16 protein-coding genes are annotated in these 18,947 nt (G+C 69.7%); 9 read left to right on the forward strand and 7 right to left on the reverse strand.

Features of this window, described 5'->3' with window-relative positions; genetic code table 11:
• The first annotated feature begins 13 nt into the window (after window positions 1–13).
• Window positions 14–763: a spermidine synthase gene (locus ACIRON_RS06940; RefSeq protein WP_402990733.1), complete on the forward strand. Its 750-nt coding sequence runs from the start codon at window positions 14–16 to the stop codon at window positions 761–763.
• Between the two features lie 27 nt (window positions 764–790).
• On the forward strand, window positions 791–2,182 hold the full coding sequence (locus ACIRON_RS06945; protein WP_402991191.1) for a class II fumarate hydratase: 1,392 nt from the start codon (window positions 791–793) through the stop codon (window positions 2,180–2,182).
• A 105-nt stretch (window positions 2,183–2,287) separates the two neighbouring features.
• On the opposite strand, the gene ACIRON_RS06950 is transcribed toward ACIRON_RS06945, so the two are convergent.
• From ACIRON_RS06950 to ACIRON_RS06960, 3 genes are all read right to left on the reverse strand, one after another.
• Complete coding sequence (locus ACIRON_RS06950; RefSeq protein ID WP_402990736.1) at window positions 2,288–2,998, reverse strand: lytic transglycosylase domain-containing protein; 711 nt, start codon at window positions 2,996–2,998, stop codon at window positions 2,288–2,290.
• 196 nt (window positions 2,999–3,194) lie between these two features.
• Window positions 3,195–4,592, reverse strand: coding sequence for a PhoH family protein (locus ACIRON_RS06955; RefSeq protein ID WP_402990738.1), 1,398 nt, complete (start codon window positions 4,590–4,592; stop codon window positions 3,195–3,197).
• Between the two features lie 300 nt (window positions 4,593–4,892).
• Complete coding sequence (locus tag ACIRON_RS06960) at window positions 4,893–5,669, reverse strand: isoprenyl transferase (RefSeq protein WP_402990739.1); 777 nt, start codon at window positions 5,667–5,669, stop codon at window positions 4,893–4,895.
• A gap of 87 nt (window positions 5,670–5,756) precedes the next feature.
• Between ACIRON_RS06960 and ACIRON_RS06965 the strand changes: the two genes are divergently transcribed.
• Window positions 5,757–6,497 (forward strand): hemolysin III family protein, encoded by a 741-nt coding sequence (locus ACIRON_RS06965; RefSeq protein WP_402990742.1) that lies wholly within the window; start codon window positions 5,757–5,759, stop codon window positions 6,495–6,497.
• Here ACIRON_RS06965 and ACIRON_RS06970 read toward each other — a convergent pair.
• Entirely contained in the window at window positions 6,458–7,720 is a 1,263-nt protein-coding gene (locus ACIRON_RS06970; protein ID WP_402990745.1) for an MFS transporter, read from the reverse strand. The genes ACIRON_RS06965 and ACIRON_RS06970 overlap by 40 nt on opposite strands.
• A gap of 56 nt (window positions 7,721–7,776) precedes the next feature.
• Between ACIRON_RS06970 and ACIRON_RS06975 the strand changes: the two genes are divergently transcribed.
• Window positions 7,777–8,739: a DUF5937 family protein gene (locus ACIRON_RS06975; protein ID WP_402990748.1), complete on the forward strand. Its 963-nt coding sequence runs from the start codon at window positions 7,777–7,779 to the stop codon at window positions 8,737–8,739.
• Window positions 8,740–8,787: 48 nt separating this feature from the next.
• Here the strand turns inward: ACIRON_RS06975 and ACIRON_RS06980 are convergent, their stop codons facing one another.
• Together ACIRON_RS06980 and ACIRON_RS06985 are read right to left on the reverse strand one after the other, a co-directional pair.
• Window positions 8,788–10,287 (reverse strand): amino acid permease, encoded by a 1,500-nt coding sequence (locus tag ACIRON_RS06980; protein WP_402990751.1) that lies wholly within the window; start codon window positions 10,285–10,287, stop codon window positions 8,788–8,790.
• 55 nt (window positions 10,288–10,342) lie between these two features.
• A complete protein-coding gene (locus ACIRON_RS06985; RefSeq protein WP_402990754.1) occupies window positions 10,343–12,013 on the reverse strand; it encodes a tannase/feruloyl esterase family alpha/beta hydrolase in 1,671 nt (556 codons plus the stop codon).
• Between the two features lie 189 nt (window positions 12,014–12,202).
• On the opposite strand from ACIRON_RS06985, the gene ACIRON_RS06990 reads away from it, so the two are divergent.
• The 5 genes from ACIRON_RS06990 to ACIRON_RS07010 are packed head-to-tail and all read left to right on the forward strand — an operon-like array spanning window position 12,203 to window position 16,872.
• The gene (locus ACIRON_RS06990; RefSeq protein WP_402990757.1) at window positions 12,203–12,976 is read left to right on the forward strand and encodes an ABC transporter ATP-binding protein; all 774 of its coding nucleotides are present in this window, start codon (window positions 12,203–12,205) and stop codon (window positions 12,974–12,976) included.
• Window positions 12,969–13,661 (forward strand): ABC transporter ATP-binding protein, encoded by a 693-nt coding sequence (locus ACIRON_RS06995; protein WP_402990760.1) that lies wholly within the window; start codon window positions 12,969–12,971, stop codon window positions 13,659–13,661. Before ACIRON_RS06990 ends, ACIRON_RS06995 begins: the two co-directional genes overlap by 8 nt.
• Window positions 13,662–13,711: 50 nt before the next feature.
• Window positions 13,712–14,959 carry an ABC transporter substrate-binding protein gene (locus ACIRON_RS07000; RefSeq protein WP_402990764.1) on the forward strand — a complete coding sequence of 416 codons (1,248 nt, stop codon included), beginning with the start codon at window positions 13,712–13,714 and terminating at the stop codon, window positions 14,957–14,959.
• A gap of 33 nt (window positions 14,960–14,992) precedes the next feature.
• Window positions 14,993–15,865, forward strand: coding sequence for a branched-chain amino acid ABC transporter permease (locus ACIRON_RS07005; protein ID WP_091050343.1), 873 nt, complete (start codon window positions 14,993–14,995; stop codon window positions 15,863–15,865).
• On the forward strand, window positions 15,862–16,872 hold the full coding sequence (locus ACIRON_RS07010) for a branched-chain amino acid ABC transporter permease (RefSeq protein WP_402990768.1): 1,011 nt from the start codon (window positions 15,862–15,864) through the stop codon (window positions 16,870–16,872). The genes ACIRON_RS07005 and ACIRON_RS07010 overlap by 4 nt, the downstream gene beginning before the upstream one ends.
• Window positions 16,873–16,959: 87 nt before the next feature.
• Here ACIRON_RS07010 and ACIRON_RS07015 read toward each other — a convergent pair whose 3' ends face one another.
• Window positions 16,960–18,855: a helix-turn-helix domain-containing protein gene (locus tag ACIRON_RS07015; protein ID WP_402990771.1), complete on the reverse strand. Its 1,896-nt coding sequence runs from the start codon at window positions 18,853–18,855 to the stop codon at window positions 16,960–16,962.
• Window positions 18,856–18,947 lie beyond the last annotated feature (92 nt).

Consider the following 18,947-nt stretch of genomic DNA (forward strand, 5'->3'; position numbering starts at 1 on the left):
ACACAATGGAACCGTGAGTGGGACTGAATCGGTGATCGTCGAGACGACCGGAGCGAGGTCGGATGGCGAGCTTGCTCGTCCATCCGCGCCGAGCGAGGGAGTAAGCGCGCGCAGCGCGCACGGTGGGCTGGCGCTACGGCATCGAGCGGACGGCCACCTGGAGCTGCGGGCCAACGGGATCTTCGTGATGGACACCCGGGAGACCTCGACCGAGAAGGCGCTGGCCACGCACGCGCTCGACCTGCACCCGGAGCCGAAGCACGTGCTCATCGGTGGCCTCGGGCTCGGCTTCACCCTCGAGGCGGTGCTGGCCGACCCGCGGGTCGAGGCGGTCACGGTCGTCGAGATCGAGCCGCGGCTGGTCGAGTGGATGCGCACCGGGAGGGTCCCGCACGGTCCCGAGCTCCTCGACGACGATCGCGTTCACATCGAGGTCGCCGACGTGGCGGTGGTCCTGCGGGAGAGCCGGCCGGAGGCGTACGACGTCGTGCTGCTGGATGTCGACAACGGCCCCGGCTACCTGGTCCACGACGCCAACGGGGCGCTCTACGAGGCGCCCGCGCTGGCCGATGCGCGGCGGGCGACCGCCCCGGGTGGCACCGTGGTGGTGTGGTCGGCGGCGAAGGCTCCGGCGCTGCTGGAGGTCATGGCACAGGTCTTCGACGACGCCGAGGCGCTCTCCTACCCCGTCGACCTGCAGGGACACTCGGAGACCTACTGGCTCTATGTGGGGACGGTCTCACCGAGGAATGGCACCAACTAGTCAAAGGTTGAACCAGACATGGCCGACATGAAGGACGACATGAGCTTTCGCATCGAGCACGACTCCATGGGAGAGGTCCGGGTCCCGAAGGACGCGCTGTGGCGCGCCCAGACCCAGCGGGCCGTGGAGAACTTCCCCATCTCGGGTACGCCGATCGAGCCGGCGCTGATCCATGCGATCGGCCATGTGAAGGCAGCCGCGGCCAAGGCCAACTTCGACCTCGGCGTCCTGCCCGGCGACAAGGCCGAGGCGATCATCGCCGCCGCGGGCGAGGTCTCCGAGGGCAAGCACGACGACGCGTTCCCGATCGACGTCTTCCAGACCGGATCAGGCACGTCGTCCAACATGAACGCCAACGAGGTGATCGCCTCCTTGGTGGCGCGGTCCGGGGGCGACGTACACCCCAACGACCACGTCAACGCCTCCCAGTCCTCCAACGACACCTTCCCGACCGCGATCCACGTCGCCGCCGCCGTCGCCGTCACCGAGCAGCTGCTGCCCGCGATCGACGTGCTGGCCGGCTCGCTGGAGGCGAAGGCCGAGGAGTTCTCCGGCCTGGTGAAGTCGGGACGTACGCACCTGATGGACGCGACGCCGGTCACCCTGGGCCAGGAGTTCGGAGGGTACGCGGCCACCGTCCGCTACGCGGCCGAGCGGCTCGAGTCCGTGCTCCCCCGGGTGCGCGAGCTGGCGCTCGGCGGCACCGCGGTCGGGACCGGCATCAACACGCCCGCCGGATTCCCGCAGGCCGTGATCGCCGAGCTCGCGGGCCGCACCGGCCAGCCGTTCACCGAGGCCCGCAACCACTTCGAGGCCCAGGGCACCCGCGACTCGCTGGTCGAGCTCTCCGGCGTCCTCAAGACGCTTGCGGTCGGCCTGATCAAGATCAACAACGACCTGCGCTGGATGTCGTCGGGCCCCACCACGGGCCTGGCCGAGATCCACCTGCCCGACCTCCAGCCGGGCTCCTCGATCATGCCCGGCAAGGTCAACCCGGTCGTACCGGAGGCGACCTTGATGGTGGCTTTCCAGGTGATCGGCAACGACGCCGCGGTGACCGCCGCCGGTGCCTCGGGCGCCTTCGAGCTCAACGTCGCGATGCCGGTGATGGCCCGCAACATCCTGGAGTCGATCCGCCTGCTCGCCACCTCGATGACCGTCCTGGCCGAGCGCACCGTCGACGGGATCGTCCCCGTCCCCGAGCGTCTCCGCGCCTACGCCGAGTCCTCCCCCTCGATCGTCACGCCGCTCAACAAGTACATCGGCTACGAGGCCGCCGCCAAGGTCGCCAAGCAGGCCCTCGCCGAGGGCGCCACGATCAAGGAGACCGTGATCAAGCTCGGGTACGTCGCTGACGGCACCCTCACCGAGGCGCAGCTGGACGAGGCCCTGGACGTCGAGTCGATGACCCACCCCTGAATCGCCGAGTCGGCTCATCCTGACCAAGATCCACGCCGAGTCGGCGCGTTATAACGAGCCGACTCGGCGTGATTTGGTGTCAGGATGAGCCGACTCGGCGGTTGCTCAGTACCAGCCGACGGACTGCGAGTGGCTCCAGGCGCCGCAGGGCGAACCGTAGCGGTCGTTGATGTAGCCGAGGCCCCACTCGATCTGGGTGGCGGGGTTGGTCTCCCAGTCGTCGCCGGCGGAGGCCATCTTGGAGCCGGGGAGGGCCTGCGGGATGCCGTAGGCGCTGGAGGACGGGTTGGCGGCGGACGGGTTCCAGCCCGACTCCTTGTCCCAGAGCGGCTCGAGGCAGGAGAACTGGTCCAGACCCCAGCCGAAGTCGCCGAGCATCGACTTGGCGATGTCTCGGGGGTTGCGCAGGTCGATCTCGATCTCTTCGACGCCGGCGATGGCGCGTACGTCGTTGCCGGCCGACAGGGCGGCCTGCTTGCCGGGGTCGGCGACCTCGCGGCGGTCACCGGCCGAGCGCGACAGGGAGGTCTCGCCGCCGCGGGCGGCGGACTCGGCCTCGATCGCGGCGCGCTGGGCGTCGGTCAGCTCGGGGATGTCGGCGGCTGCCGACTCACCCGCGCTGAGCGTCGGGTCGTCGGAGGCGGGGCCGGCGTAGGCCACCCCTCCTGCGACTGCCGCGCCGGTCCCGCCGAGGGCGAGGACGGAGAGGAGGAGGGTTGTCTTGGCGGTCGTACGCGCAGCCTTGTGCGGAACGTCGACAAGCGGATTCGCTGGCGCACCACGATGTCGCGGGGCGCGATGAACAGGCTTGGTCACGGGCTCTCATTCGGGGGCTGAGGCATTACAGACCCGCAAACAATGCATGAGCACCAACCTCGTATCAAACCGGACGCACCGTTTGTGGGTCAGAAATGACCGTCCTGAGCATCACTTCCGTAACATGAGTCACAGAAATCACAACGGCCCCAGACCTTACAGGTCCGGGGCCGTTGACGTGACAATGATTACGGCATCACGGAACCACGTTCTCCAGCATCTCGGTGACGAGCGCGGCGATCGGCGAACGCTCGGAGCGGGTCAGGGTGACGTGGGAGAAGAGCGGGTGACCCTTCAGCTTCTCGATCACCGCGACCACGCCGTCATGGCGACCGACTCGGAGGTTGTCGCGCTGGGCGACGTCGTGGGTGAGCACGACCTTCGAGTTGGCGCCGATACGGGAGAGCACCGTGAGCAGCACGTTGCGCTCCAGCGACTGGGCCTCGTCGACGATCACGAACGAGTCGTGCAGCGACCGGCCGCGGATGTGGGTCAGCGGCAGCACCTCCAGCATGCCCCGGTCGATGATCTCGTCGATCACGTCCTGCGTGGTCACCGCGGAGAGCGTGTCGAAGACCGCCTGGCCCCACGGCGACATCTTCTCGCCCTCGGTGCCGGGCAGGTAGCCGAGCTCCTGGCCGCCGACGGCGAAGAGCGGGCGGAAGATGAGCACCTTCTTGTGCTGGTTGCGCTCCATGACCGCCTCCAGCCCGGCGCACAGCGCCAGCGCGGACTTCCCGGTGCCGGCCCGGCCACCGAGGGAGACGATGCCGACCTCGGGGTCGAGCAGCATCTCCAGCGCGATCCGCTGCTCCGCGGAGCGGCCGTGGATCCCGAAGACCTCCCGGTCACCACGGACGAGGTGGACCTGCTTGTCGGGGCCGACCCGGCCCAGCGCGGTGCCGCGGTCCGACATCAGCACGAGACCGGTGTGGCAGGGCAGGTCGCGGGCCGCGTCGAGCTCGAGGACGCCGTCGTCGTAGAGCTCGTCGAGGGACGCTGAGGTGACGTCCAGCTCGGCCATCCCGGAGTAGCCCGGGTCGGAGTCGTTGATCCGCTCACCGCGGTAGTCCTCGGCCTTCAGCCCGACCGCGGACGCCTTGATCCGCATCGGCAGGTCCTTGGAGACCAGGGTGACGTCGAGCCCGTCACCCTTCAGGTTGCGCGCGACCGCGAGGATCCGGGTGTCGTTGTCCCCGAGCCGGAAGCCGCTCGGCAGCGAGGACGGGTCGGTGTGGTTGAGCTCGACACGGATCGTGCCGCCTTCCTCACCGACCGGAACCGCCGTGTCGAGGCGGCCGTGGGTGACCCGCAGCCCGTCGAGCTGCCGGAGTGCGGAGCGGGCGAAGTAGCCCAGCTCCGGGTGGTGCCGCTTCCCCTCCAGCTCGGTGATGACCACCACCGGGAGGACGACCTGGTGCTCGGCGAAGCGCGTCATGGCCTTCGGGTCCGAGAGCAGGACGCTGGTGTCGAGAACGAACGTCCGCGGGTGCGGCGACTCGCTCTCGGCCGAGGGGGAAGACTCCGACGCCGGTGTCGGAGCGGCCGACGTATCGGCCTCGGTGACGTGCTCGTTCGTGGTTGGGTTGGCCACGCGGATCACCTCTCGCGACCGGCTCATACACCCATGAGTCCGGTCATCTCATCACTAATCAGATGGACCGGACGGTGGACCGTCAGTCGGGGTGCCGACCGCCTCACACCCGTCAGGATCGATGGAATCCTGACACAGGTTCGGTTCGTGACTTCTCACGTAACGGGCCTCCAGGTGCGACGGGAATTTGTTCCCCGCCGTTGGTACAACGCTACGACGCCGGACCAACGGTCCGTGGCAACACGAACGATTTTTCTTTGTGAACTCCTGGTGACACCGCCGAATTGTTCCGGCCAGCGGTCACCTTCCGAGACGACGCTCGCGGTGGGCGTAGGCGCGCAGGGCACGCAGGAAGTCCGTACGCCGGAAGTCGGGCCAGTAGGCCTCGCAGAAGTAGAACTCCGACTTCGCGCTCTGCCACAGCAGGAAGCCGCCCAGGCGCTGCTCCCCCGAGGTACGGATCACCAGGTCGGGGTCGGGCTGGCCCTTGGTGTAGAGGTGGTCGGCGATGTGCTCGACGTCGATGATCTGGGCGAGCTCCTCCAGCGAGGTGCCGCGGGTGGCGTGCTCGTTGAGCAGGGCACGTACGGCATCGGCGATCTCGCGGCGTCCGCCGTAGCCGACCGCGACGTTGACCAGCATCCCGTCGACGTCCCGGGTCGCCTCCTCGGCGGCCTTGAGACGCTGCGAGAGCCAGTCGGGCAGGAGGTCGAGCGCGCCGACGGGGTGCAGCCGCCAGCGGCGTACGTCCGCCAGCGAGTCGACCGCGTCGGCGATGATCTCGAGGAGCGGCGCGAGCTCGTCGGCGGGGCGGTTGAGGTTGTCGGTGGAGAGCAGCCACAGGGTGACCACCTCGATGCCGATCTCGTCGCACCAGGTGAGCAGCGGCTCGATGTTGGCCGCGCCGGCGCGGTGGCCGTGGGCCGTCGACTGGCCGACCTCCTTGGCCCAGCGACGGTTGCCGTCGAGCATCACCCCGACGTGCTTGGGCAGCTTGGAGGAATCGAGCTTGCGGAGCATCCGCGCCTCGTAGGCGGGGTAGAGAACCCGCCGTACGCCTTCCTTCCAGTCTGCCACGGCAGAAGAGTATCGGCGCCGTGCCCACATCTCCCAGCGGGACGGGGTTCATCCCTTCTTCAGGTCGAGCCGATAGCCTTGGCGCTTATGAGCGAGATGACGGACGCGATGCGCCTCAAGGTCGGCACGATCACCGACTCGGTCTCCTCGACCGTTCACGAGGCCCTCCCGAAGCTGCGCGGCTGGATCCATCTGGCCAGCGCTCCGCTCACCCTCGCCGCCGGGATCGTGCTGATCGTGCTCGCTCCCTCGGGGGCGCCACGGCTCGGTGCGGCGGTGTTCACGATGGCCGCGCTGCTGCTCTTCACCGTCTCCGCCGTCTACCACCGCGGCAACGCGATGGGTAAGTGGAGCGCCCGGTCCCACACCATCCTGAAGCGCTGGGACCACGCCAACATCATGCTGATGATCGCGGGCTCCTACACCCCCTTCTCGCTGCTGCTCCTCGACGGCGTCACCCAGGTCGTGCTGCTCTCGGTGGTGTGGACCGGGGCCATCCTGGGCGTCTTCTTCCGGGTCTTCTGGCCCGAGGCCCCGCGCTGGCTGTACGTCCCGAACTACATCGCGCTCGGCTGGGCGGCGATCTTCTTCATCCCGTCGTTCTTCTCCGGCGCGGTCGCGCTCGGCCTCGGCATCGGGATCGCCACCTTCACGCTGATCTGTGTCGGCGGGGCGCTCTACACCGCCGGCGGCGTCATCTACGGCTTCAAGCGGCCCAACCCGTGGCCGCAGTGGTTCGGCTTCCACGAGGTCTTCCACACCTTCACGATCCTGGCGTTCATCGTGCACTACACCGGCGTCTCGCTGGCGACGTACTCGCTGCGCTGAGGCTCCTTCTCCCGAGCTGCCGCCGCGTGCCGGGCGAGCACCGCGGTGAGGATCCCGGTGACGGCGAAGAGCGCACCCAGGACCATCCATCCGCCGGTGCCGTGGTCGATCGCGGTGGCTGTGACCACCAGGGGCGCGAGCATGTGGGCCAGCGCGTAGCCCATCTGACTCACGCCCTGGTAGGCCCCGGCACGCTCTGGGTCGGCGAGCTCGAAGGCCAGGCCCCAGCTGCCCGCCTCACCGCGCGTCTCGGCGGCCGAGGAGGCGAGCGCAGCGAGCAGCAGGAACACGGTGGCGGCCACCGGGCCCAGATAGGCCGCGACGGCGAAGAGCAGGCAGGCGGCGAGCAGCAGGAACCCGGCACCCCTCACGGCCCGACCTGCCGTCGCGATGTCGTGGGTGCCGCGCGAGGCCCGCACCTGGAAGAGCGCCACGTAGACCGTGTTCACCACCAGGAGCACCGAGACCAGGACCGTCGGCGCGTCGGTGTGGTCGGCCACCCACAGCGGCACCCCGATCGAGGTCACCCCGAAGTGGATCGCCATCACCCCGCTGAGCACGGTCGCGGTGACATAGGTGCGGTCCCGCAGCGGTGAGGGCCCCTTGGCCGCCGTCGGACCGGAGCCGGCGTCCATCCTCGCGCCCAGCCCGGTGACCCGGTGCCTGAGACCGAGGAGCGGCACCGCCGCGAGCGTGGTGAGTACGCCGACGAGCACCATCGTGGTGCGGTAGGCCGCTCCGGTGTCCACGGCCAGCGCCGCCGCCGCGAGCAGCGTCCCCACCCCGATCATCACGTTCATGACCACGCGCAGCCGGGCCCGCACCGCCACCCGGTCGGGGCCGTCGAACCAGCGCGCGACCAGTGTCGACTGGGCGCTCGACTGGAAGCCGCGCGAGGCCGAGACCCAGGTCGCGACCAGCACGAACGCCACCACGTCGCGGGCCAGGGCGTAGGCGAGCAGGGCGATGCCGTAGCTCGCCATCGCCCACAGCTGCACCCGGTCGGCACCCCATCGGTCGCTGAGCCGCCCACCTGCGTACGTCGCCACGACGCCGACGGCGCCGGCGACGGTCAGGCCGATGCCGACGGTGACCGCCGAGAGACCGACGGTGCGGGTGAAGTAGAGCGCGCTGACCGCGAAGAACATGCCACGTGCGAGGGAGAGGGCGGCGACGGCGCCGACGAGCGGGCGCTCGACCGGGTCGCTGGGAGGTCGGATCACGGGTCCAGTTGTCGCACCCCGCGCCCGCGCGCGCTAACGATGTAGCGTATTGCTTCATGATCAGGTACGAGCTGGCCGGTCCCGACCTGAGCGAGGTCCGGTTCGCCATCTCGCCGCTCAACGAGCTCACCCTCTCGCTGCGAGCGCTGCGCGACCCCGGCCGGTTCCCGCTCCACCTGCCCTGGCTCCGCACCGTCGGCGCCGCGGACCTGGATCGCGAGACCCTGCTGGCGCTGACCAACGAGCGGCTCTGGACGCCGGACTTCCTCAACCCGCGCCCGCGCAACCCGCTCGCCCGGCTCGAGGACGAGCTCGAGGTGGTCGCCGCGACCCCTCCGCACCGCGTCCGCGGCGATCTCGACGCGGTCCACTTCGAGGGCGGTCCTCCCGCGGTCCTGAGCGGACGCCCGCAGGTGGTGCTGCGCCGCGTCGTCACCGCGCTGCGCGACTACTGGGACGCCTGCTTCGAGCCGCACTGGCAGCGGATGCGAGCGGTGCTGGAGGCCGACATCGTCCATCGCGGCCGGACGATCGTGCACTCGGGCATGGCGGCGATGTTCGCCGACATCTCGCCCCGCGTCACCCTCTCCGACGACGTCCTCGCGATCCGGCTCAACACCTCGAAGGTGGACTACCGGCGTACGACCGCGGGGGTCGGGCTCACCGTGGTGCCCACCCTGTTCACCCGCAACCCGTCGACGCCGATCTCACCCGAGGAGCCGCCGGTCGTCTTCTACCCGGCACGCGGCCTCGGCAACCTGTGGACGAGCGACCGGCCGCAGTCACCGCGGGCGCTGCGCAATCTCATCGGCGAGACCCGCTCCGGGCTCCTCACCCTGCTGGAGGCCCCGGCCTCCTCGACCGAGCTGGCCGTACGCCTCGGGGTGACCGCCACGGCCGTCAACCAGCACCTGCGGGCGATGCGCGCGGCCGGGCTGCTGACCTCGGCCCGACACGGCAGATCGGTCCTCTACCTGCGCTCCGACCTGGGCGACCGGCTTCTGGACGCCGTGAACTGAAAGGGCGCGCGGCCACCGGCCGCGCGCCCTTCCTCACCTACGAGAGCCTCACATGTGCAGCGGCTCGACGGTCTTGTCGTCGCCGCCCTTGCCGACCCGCGAGTTGCGGTAGCCGTAGAGGAAGTAGATCGCGAAGCCGATCGCCATCCACACCAGGAACCGCAGCCAGGTCTCGATGCTCAGGTTGAGCGTGAGGTAGATGCAGATCGCCGCGGCGACGATCGGCAGCACCGGGCTGAACGGCACCTTGAAGGAGCGCGGCAGGTCCGGGCGACGCTTGCGCAGGATCGGCACGGCGATCGAGACCAGCGCGAAGGCGGTCAGGGTGCCGATGTTGACCATCTCCTCGAGCTTGCCGATCGGGGTGAAGGTGGCGACCACCGCGACCAGGGCACCGACGGTGAGGGTGATCCGGATCGGGGTGCCGGTCTTCGGGTTCACGTGCGCGAACCTCACCGGGAACAGACCGTCGCGGCTCATCGCGAAGATGACCCGGATGGCGCCGATCATCAGCGTCATCACCACGGTGGTCAGACCGGCGACCGCGCCGGCGGAGATCAGGGTCGCGAAGCCACTTCGGCCGACGTCGCGGAACGCGGTGGCGAGCGCGGCGGCCTGGTCGATCTCGTCGTACTTCACCATGCCGGTGATGACCAGCGCGACGGCGACGTAGAGGATCGTGCAGATGATCAGCGAGCCGATGATGCCTCGGGGCAGGTCACGCTGGGGGTTCTTGGCCTCCTCCGCGGTCGTGGCGACCACGTCGAAGCCGATGTAGGCGAAGAAGACCACGGACGCGGCCGAGATGATGCCGAGGACGCCGAAGGTCTGCGGCTCGAGACCGAAGGCCCACTGGATCAGCGGCTGGTGGATGCCCTCGCCGCTGACGGAACCGGCGCGCTCGGGGATGAACGGGTCGTAGTTGTCGCCGGAGATGTAGAACATGCCGGCGACGATGACGAACAGGACGATGAAGAGCTTGACGGCCACGAGCGCGAGGTTGACCCGCAGCGACTCCTTGATGCCGATCGTGATCAGGCCGACCAGGACGATCACGAGCAGCAACGCGGCCAGGTTGGGCTGGCCGAAGGAGGCGTTGGCGTCCGGACCGAAGCCTTCGGGCCAGCCGAGGCCGATCTCCTCGAGGAACGTCACCAGATAGCTGCTCCAGCCCTGCGCGACCACGGACGCACCGAGGACCATCTCCAGGATCAGGTCCCAGCCGATGATCCACGCGAGCATCTCGCCGAGGGTGGCGTAGGAGAACGTGTACGCCGACCCCGACACCGGCACGGTCGAGGCGAACTCGGCGTAGCACAGTGCCGCCAAGCCACAACAGATCGCGGCGATGACGAACGAGAAGACCACGCCCGGTCCCGCGTACAGGGCCGCGGCACGACCGGTCAGGGTGAAGATTCCGGCTCCGATGATGACACCGATCCCGAAGACGGTCAGGTCAACCGCGGTGAGTCGCCTTTTGAGCGTGAACTCCGGGGTCTCGGCATCGGCAAGGGATTGCTCGATGGATTTGGTGCGCCAAACAGACATGAGGGATAGGAAACCATCTCGACCGATGGACTGGAAAGGTCGGGGGTGTCACCCGTCACATCTCGCACCTGAAGCTGCTCGCCTCCGAGGCGTCGCCAGCGACGTACGCGGGCCAGGTCGGCCACTCGCACAACGGCCGGGTGCGGTCGGCTCCGGTGTTGCCGTCGGCGACCACCTGGTTCTCGCCCGGAGCGACGCCGCGCTCGGCCCACTTCTCCAGGGCCGTGAGCGAGTCGTAGGAGGCGGAGAAGGCGACCGGGGCGAAGTTGGCGTGGTTGGCCCCGGGCACCAGGTAGAACCGGGAGAACCCCTCGGTCGCCCGCTTGCCCATCACCCGCTGGACGCGCTGGTAGTAGTCGATCGTGGAGCGGTGGCTGACCAGCTCGTCAGCGGCACCGTGGACCAGGATCAGCCTGCCTCCGGAGCGGGCGAACGGGCGCAGGTCGGCGTCGTTGACGTCCTGGAGCGCGGTCAGCTCGCTGATCCGGCGCTGCCACTTCCCCGGGGCGGCCGGGTCGATCGCGAACGGGCTGATCCGCGGGTCGCGAGCGACGAAGTACTTCACCCACTGGTTCCAGAACTGCATGCCGTAGCCTGCGGTCACCGGCATCGGGTCGGCCGGCGCGGAGGTGCCGAAACCGAGCACCGGGGTCGACATCCGTGCCCCGGACAGCAGCGGGAACCCGGGATAGCCCCACTCCCCGCTGGCCACCCGGTAGGGCAGCCGCCAGCTGCTGTCGGCCGCGACCACCGCATCCACCTGCTCGCGCGAGAGGCAGGTGTCGCCGGGCGTCTCGCCCTCGCCGCACAGCAGCGTCTCCGGGTCGAAGTCGCAGCCGGCCTCGTCGGAGATCACCCCGTCCGCGAGCCCGTCTCCGCCGTCGCAGGCGGCCAGGACCCGCTGCGCGACGAGGTCCTGCTGCGCCTTCGACGGGTGCGCGCCGGGCTTGCCGAACTCGTGGGTGATCCGGCCGAAGAAGAGGTCGAGGGTGGCGGCGTTCCAGGCGGGGTAGGCGGAGATCACCCCGTCGAAGTCGCGCGGCCAGCGCTGCGCCACGGCGAGAGCCTCCCGCCCACCGGTCGAGCCGCCGGCGAAGTAGGCGGTGCCGGGGGCGCGGCGGAAGGCCTTCGTGATCACGTACGTCGCGGTGTCGTGCACCTTCTTGAGCGCGTCACCGGAGAAGTTGCGCACGGCCTCGTCGTTCTGGCCGAACCAGCCGTCCAGGCTGGCGACCGGGTGGCGACCGGTGTCGGCCTGGTGGCCGGAGTCGCTGGCGTAGGTGGCGTAGCCACGGCCGAGCGGGGTGCGCTGGTCGACCGGCCCGAACGGCACGTTCTGGGCGAGGTTGGGGACGGTGCCGTTGTAGCCACCACCGCCGAACATCATCGTCCGCCCGTTCCACCCCTGCGGCAGGGCCAGGCCCATCCGGATGTCGGGGGCGGCGGGGTCGACCGGGTGGATCGCGATGTCGACGCGGCAGTAGGCCGGGACCGCGGTCGGGCCGGTCCCGGAGGCCGGCATCGAGGTCGTCGCGGTGACCTCGGCACCGGTGGTCGGCAGGCCGATGCGGTGCGCGGGGATCCTCAGCCCGACCAGCGACGAGCAGTCGGCGGTGCCTGTCGACGGCGCCGCGCTCGCGGGCACCTGGCCGACGACCAGGGCCGCGGCGGCGAGGGCGAGCGACGAGCCGACGGTCAGGAATCTGCGTACGGGGGTGGGGGCCATTGCTCAAGGATCGCGACGCGATGTGACGTGCGCCATGTGGCCTCCGCACACAACTCCGGCGCCCGAGATGTGGGCGACGGCGAGCCGCGCGCCAGCGGACCGGCATGGAGATGAGCCACACAACCGATGGGCCCAGTGTGTCCCGAACCCCTATGGCGTACGTCTCACCACTTCCCTACCGTCGCCCCTGTGACGAGCACCATATCGACCCCGAGGTGCGCACTACGGACCGAGGGTCTCACCAAGGACTTCCGCGGCTTCCGCGCGGTCAGCTCCGTCGACCTGGAGGTCGCCGAGGGCACCGTACACGCGCTCGTCGGCCCCAACGGCGCCGGCAAGACGACCCTGTTCAACCTGCTGACCGGGTTCCTCAAGCCCACCGGCGGGCGGATCTCGGTCTTCGGTGACGACGTCACCGGGATGGCACCGGAGCGGATCACCCGCCACGGGGTGGCCCGCTCCTTCCAGATCACCAGCCTCTTCGAGAACCTCACCCCGCGCGAGCACGTCGAGATCGCGCTCCAGGGGCTGACCAACCAGGGGCTGAGGTTCTGGCGCTCGGAGAAGCTGCTGGGACGGCGCCGCGAGGAGGTCGACCGGCTGCTGGCCGAGGTCGGCCTGACCGAGCTCGCCGACAAGCCGACCGGGCTGATGGCCTACGGCCAGAAGCGGGCGCTCGAGCTCGCTCTCGTGCTCGCCGTCGAACCCAAGCTGCTGCTCCTCGACGAGCCGACGGCGGGGATGGGCATCGAGGACGTCGACCGCACCATCGAGCTCGTCCGGCGCATCGCCGTCGGACGCACCGTGGTCTTCGTCGACCACAACATGCACGTCGTCGGCCAGCTGGCCGACCGGGTCACGGTCCTGCAACAGGGCCAGGTGCTCGCCGAGGGCCCCTACGACGAGGTCCGCGCGGATCCGCACGTCATCACCGCCTACCTCGGAGAGGCTCACAGTGCTTGAGATCGAGAACCTGAGCGCGTGGTACGGCGAGGCGCAGGCCCTGCGCGAGGCCACCCTGAGCGTCGGCGAGGGCGAGGTCGTCACCCTCGTCGGCCGCAACGGCGCCGGCAAGACCACGCTCGTACGCTGCCTGATGGGCCTCCACAAGCACCTGACCGGATCGATCCGGCTCGACGGCCGCGAGATCACCTCGTTGCCCGCGCACAAGCGGGCCCGCGCCGGGCTCGGCTGGGTGCAGGACGACCGCGGCATCTTCGCCAACCTGAGCGTGGAGGAGAACCTCCTGCTGCCTCCGAAGGTCTCCGAGTCGGCGTGGACTCTGGAGCAGGTCTACGACGCCTTTCCGGCTCTCGGCAGCCGCCGGCGAGCGGGTGGGACGACCCTCTCGGGCGGTGAGCAGCAGATGCTCGCCGTCGCCCGGGTGCTCCGCACCGGCGCCCGCCTGCTCCTGCTCGACGAGCCCTCCGAAGGGCTCGCCCCCGTCATCGTCGCCCAGATCGGCGACATCGTGCGGACCGCGAAGCAGTCCGGCATCGGCGTGCTCCTGATCGAGCAGAACGTACGTTTCGCCGCCACCGTCGCCGACCGCCACTACCTGCTCGCCCAGGGCCGCCTGGTCGAGAGCCTCGACAACGACGAGTTCGTCGAACGTCAGGACGAGCTACTCGAACACCTCGGGATCTGACGTACGTCTCCAGAGATCGAGCACAGCCCTACCCCACGAGGAGAGACACGATGAACAAGCGACGCACAGCTGCCGGCGCCTCGATACTGATGGCCGGCGTCCTGGTCACCGCAGGCTGCGGTGCCGGCGGACCGGCTGCTTCCGGAGGCGACTTCACCGACGACAAGGTGGTCCTCGCCCTGCTCAACGACGCCTCCGGCGTCTACAAGGACGTCTCCGGCCCCAACTCGAAGATCGCGATCCAGATGGCGATCGACGACTACCAGGAGAAGTACGGCGACGAGGCCGTCGTCGACGACATCGAGGTGACCTCGGCAGATCACCAGAACGAGCCGGACATCGCCAACACCAAGGCCCAGGAGCTCTACGACCGCGAGGGCGCCGACGTGATCCTGGACGTGCCGACCTCGTCGGCCGCACTGGCCGTCGCGACGCAGGCGAAGAACAAGAAGAAGCTCTACATGAACATCGGCGCCGGGACCACCGAGCTGACCGGTGGACAGTGCAACAAGTACACCTTCCACTACGCGTACGACACCTGGATGCTGGCCAACGGCACCGGCACCGTCGTCACCGAGGAGGGCGACAAGAACTGGCAGCTGATCTACCCCGACTACGCCTTCGGCCAGGACATGGTGAAGTCGTTCACCGGCGCCATCGAGGCCGGCGGCGGCAAGGTCGCGGGCACGATCGCGACGCCATTCCCGAACGACAACTTCGCGACGTACATCACCAAGGCGGGAGCCGCGAAACCGCAGGTCATCGGCACCATGCACGCCGGTGGCGACCTGATCAACCTGGTCAAGCAGTACAACGACTCCGGGCTCAAGGACCAGGGCATCGACCTGGCCGTCGGACTGATGTTCATCTCCGACATCCACTCGCTCGGCGTCGAGGCGTTCGAGGGCACGATCTTCACCGACGCCTGGTACTGGAACCTCGACGAGAAGTCCCGCGAGTGGGCCGACCGCTTCATGGAGGAGACCGGCGACCGGCCGACGTACGCCCACGCGGGCAACTACTCCGCGGCCCTGCAGTACCTCGAGGCGGTCCAGGCGGCCGGCACCGACGACGCCGACAAGGTCGTCGCCGAGCTCGAGGGCAAGAAGGTCGAGGACATGTTCCTGCGCAACGGTGAGATCCGCGCCGAGGACCACCGGGTCGTCCACGACGTCTACCTGGCCCGGGTCAAGGGCCCGGACGACGTCAAGGAGGACTGGGACTACGAGGAGATCATCAAGACGATCCCGGCCGAGGAGGCGTTCCGCCCGGCGGCTGAGTCCGGCTGCTCGATGTAGCTGCTCCCAGAAGGATCGGTCAGAAGGATTCGTATGAACGCGGTTCTGCAGTACACCGTCCAAGGTCTCGCGGCCGGCAGCTTCTACGCGCTGGCCGCGCTCGGCCTGGCGGTCATCTTCGGGGTGCTGGGCGTGGTCAACTTCGCCCACGGCGCCTTCTACATGCTGGGAGCGGTCGCCGCCGCGGTGCTCCTGGACACCGTCGGGATGAGCCTGTGGCTGGCGCTGATCGTGGTGCCGCTGCTGATGCTGGTCTTCGGGATGCTGGTCGAGCGGCTGCTGGTGCAGTGGCTGCTGCCGCTCGACCCGCTCTACAACCTGCTGCTCACCTTCGGGCTGACCCTGCTGCTGGTCGACCTGGTCAAACGCCGCTACGGGGTCTCGGGACTGCCCTACGAGCGCCCCGAGGCGCTCTCCGGTCGGGTGCAGCTGGGCGGCGTCGGGCTGCCGGTCTACCAGCTCTTCGTGATCGGGGTGGCGCTGCTCGTCTGCCTCGGCGTCTGGCTGCTGATGACGCGTACGCGGGTGGGCATGATCGTCCGGGCCGCGACCGAGCGGCCCGAGCTCGCCGGCGCGCTCGGGATCAACGTCGGGCGCTGGGTGACCCCGGTGTTCGGCTTCGGGGTCGCGCTCGCCGGTCTGGCCGGGGTGCTGGCCGCACCGTTCCGGGCGATCACCGCCGAGATGGGCAGCGACTTCATCATCATCCTGTTCGCGGTCGTGGTGATCGGCGGGCTCGGCTCGATCGTGGGCGCCGTCGTCGGCGGGTTCCTGGTCGGGCTCGTGGAGGCCTTCGGGCAGGCGTACGCACCGACGTTCGCGCAGGTGCTCATCTTCGTGCTGATGGCCGTGGTCGTCCTGGCCCGGCCGGCCGGGCTCTTCGGCCGAGAGGAGGCGACGGCATGACCTCGATCGCGACAGCCGGTGCGAGCGTCACCGAGCAGCATGCGGCCATCACGGGCGCACGCCCGTGGCAGCGACTGGTCCTGCTGGCAGTGGGGCTGGTGGCGGCGCTGGCGCTGCCGTGGTTCGTCTACCCGCCGGTGGCGATGGACATCGCCGCGTGGGCGCTCTTCGCCGTGGCCCTCGACCTGCTGCTGGGCTACTGCGGGCTGCTCTCGTTCGGCCACGCCGCGTTCTGGGGCGGGTCCGCCTATGCCACCGGACTGATCGCCATCCATCTCGGTGTGCCGTTCCCCGTGGCGGTCCTCGGAGGGGCCCTGTTCGCGATGATCCTGGCAGTCCCGATCGGCTACCTGTCGGTGAAGCGGTCGGGGATCTACTTCGCGATGGTCACCCTCGCCTTCGCGCAGATGCTCTTCTTCATCGCCAACCAGGCCTCCTCGCTCACCGGCGGGGAGAACGGCCTCCAGGGCGTGCCGCGCTCGTTCTTCGGGATCGAGGCGGTCGAGACCGACTCGTTCTTCTTCTACTACGCAGCGCTGCCGATCATCCTGCTCGGGATGTGGGCCGCCTGGCGGATCGTGCACTCCCCATTCGGGCGGGTGCTGGTCGCGATCCGCGACAACGCGCCCCGCGCACGAGCGCTGGGCTACGACGTGGAGCGCTACAAGCTGATCGTCTTCGTGCTCTCGGCCGGGCTCTCCGGGCTCGCCGGCGGGGTCTTCGCCGTCTCGCACGGGTTCGTGGCGCTGCCCGAGCTCCACTGGGCCACCTCGGGCGAGGTCGTCCTGATGACGGTCCTGGGTGGCATCGGAACGCTGTGGGGTGGGGTCATCGGAGCCGGTCTGATCGTGATCCTCGCCGACAACCTGGCCTCGTCCGGGTTCGACGGGATCGGGATCGTCACCGGCGGCGTGTTCGTGACCGTGGTGCTGCTCTTCCGTCGCGGGATCTGGGGCACCGCCCGTCATCTCTGGCTGAGCCGCCGGCGCCGAGTCGGCTCGAACTGACCGGATCCAGCGCCGAGTCGGCTCGTTATGACGAGCCGACTCGGCGGCGAATTCGGTCAGGATGAGCCGACTCGGCGGGTCTGGGCTCTAGGCGACCAGGTGATGGAGCCGGAGCGCCAGCTGCACTTCGAGCTGGCGCTCCGGCTCCTGCCAGCCCTTGCCCAGCAGCCGGGTGACCCGCTCCAGGCGCTGGGTGACGGTGTTGACGTGCACGTGCAGCGCACCCGCGGTGCGGGTGAGGTTGCGGTCGGCGGCGAAGTAGGCCCGCAGGGTCTCCACCAGCTTCGACCCCTTCGCGGCGTCGTAGTCGATCACCGGACCCAGCCGCGAGGTGACGTACGCCGCCGGGTGGCCGTCGGAGCCGAGCAGCAGCCCCACGAAGCCGAGGTCCTCGGCGGTGACCACCTGACCCTCGCGCCCCAGGGTCATCGCGGCCGCCAGGCAGCGGCGGGCCTCGTCGTAGCCCTTCACCACGGCGTCGGGGCTGCTCAGCGGCCCCGGCACCGGGCCGGCCGCCCCGACCGTCACCGGCGCGGCGGCCGAGAGGCGCAGGCCCTCGACCACCAGCTCGCCGGCGGCCCGGGCGTCGCAGTCGGGGAAGATCAGCACCACCTGCCCCTGGCGCACCGCCGCGAAGCCGTCGTGGGTGGCCGCGACGAACGTCGCCGCCTGGCCGACGCGGGCCCGGTCGCCGGGAACGTCGGCGACCACGACGGCATAGTCCCTGGACAGGTCGGCCTGCAGCAGCCGGCCGCGCTCGCGCAGCGTCTCCGGGCCCGGGGTGGTGCCGGAGAGGAGCTCGTCGAGGAGCTCGCCCCGCACCCGCCCCTCGGCCTCGGCGACGCTGCGGCGGAAGAGCAGCAGCAGCGCCGTCACCAACGCCGCGCGCTCCAGGATCCGCTGGTCGCCGTCGTCCAGATCCCCGTCCTCGCGGTCGACCTCGCGCGGGCCGAGGAGCATCGAGCCGAGCTGCTCGGCACCGGCGAGGACCGGGGTGGCGTATATGTCACCGCTGCCGGCGGTGCGGCTCAGGTCGAGGCTGCGCCTGGTCACGGCCGCCTCGTAGTCGGAGACGGGCTGGTCCGGGGCGCTGCTCGCGATGGCCTCCCCGTCGAGGTCCAGCACGACGACCCGGGCGCCGAGGACCTCGGCGACGCTGCGTACGACGTCGTCGACGCCACCGCCCTCGACGACGATCCGGGTGAGCCGGTCGTGGGCGTCGGCGGCGCGCTCGACCGCCTCGTTGCGCGCCTGCAGCTTGCGGGTCGTGACCTCGAGCTCGGCCACAGCGGCGCGGGTCTCCTCCAGCAGCCGGGCCTTGTCCACGGCGATCGCGGCGTGGGCGGCAAGGGAGACGAGCAGGGCGCTCGCCTCGTCCCCGAAGGGACGTACGGTGCGATTGGCGGCGAAGAGGACGCCGATGACCTGGCTGCCGAGCAGGAGCGGTACGCCGATGATGGCCCGGATCCCCTCCCCGCTGACCGCGGCGTCGATGTCGGGGGCGTGCCGGAAGCGCTCGTCGGGGATGTAGTCGGCGGTCGAGTAGGGACGGGTGGTCTGGGCGACGAGGCCGCCGAGCCCGATCCCGAAGGGGATCCGGGTCGTCCGGAACGCGACCGTCAGGATGCCCTCGGTCACCCGCATGTACTCGCCGCGGCGCTCGTCGTTGAGGGTCAGATAGGCGACGTCGCTGTTGAGCAGCTGCTTGGCCCGGGTCACGATCGCCTGCAGCACCGCCTCCAGGTTGGTCAGCATCGCCAGGTCGTTGGCCGACTCGAACAGCGCTCCCAGCTCGCCCTCACGCCGGCGGCGCGCCTCGAGGGTGTCCCTGACCTGGAGCGCAAGGCTCCTGGCGTATTCGATCCGCTCCTGCTCCTCGGCGCTCGCGCCCGCTGTGCGCGCGGCCTGCGAGGGCCCCTCGAAATCGGCCTCCGCGGCATCCCCGGCCAGCAGCTCCAGGAACGCCACCACATCGACCGTCATGTGACCGAAGTTACACTTCTCCACAGCCACCGACATATGGGATCACCACATAGTTCCCCGGGATCAGGTAGGCGTCGTCGCCAGGCCCCTTC

This window comes from Nocardioides sp. NPDC101246, from assembly GCF_044767415.1.
Taxonomy (GTDB): domain Bacteria; phylum Actinomycetota; class Actinomycetes; order Propionibacteriales; family Nocardioidaceae; genus Nocardioides.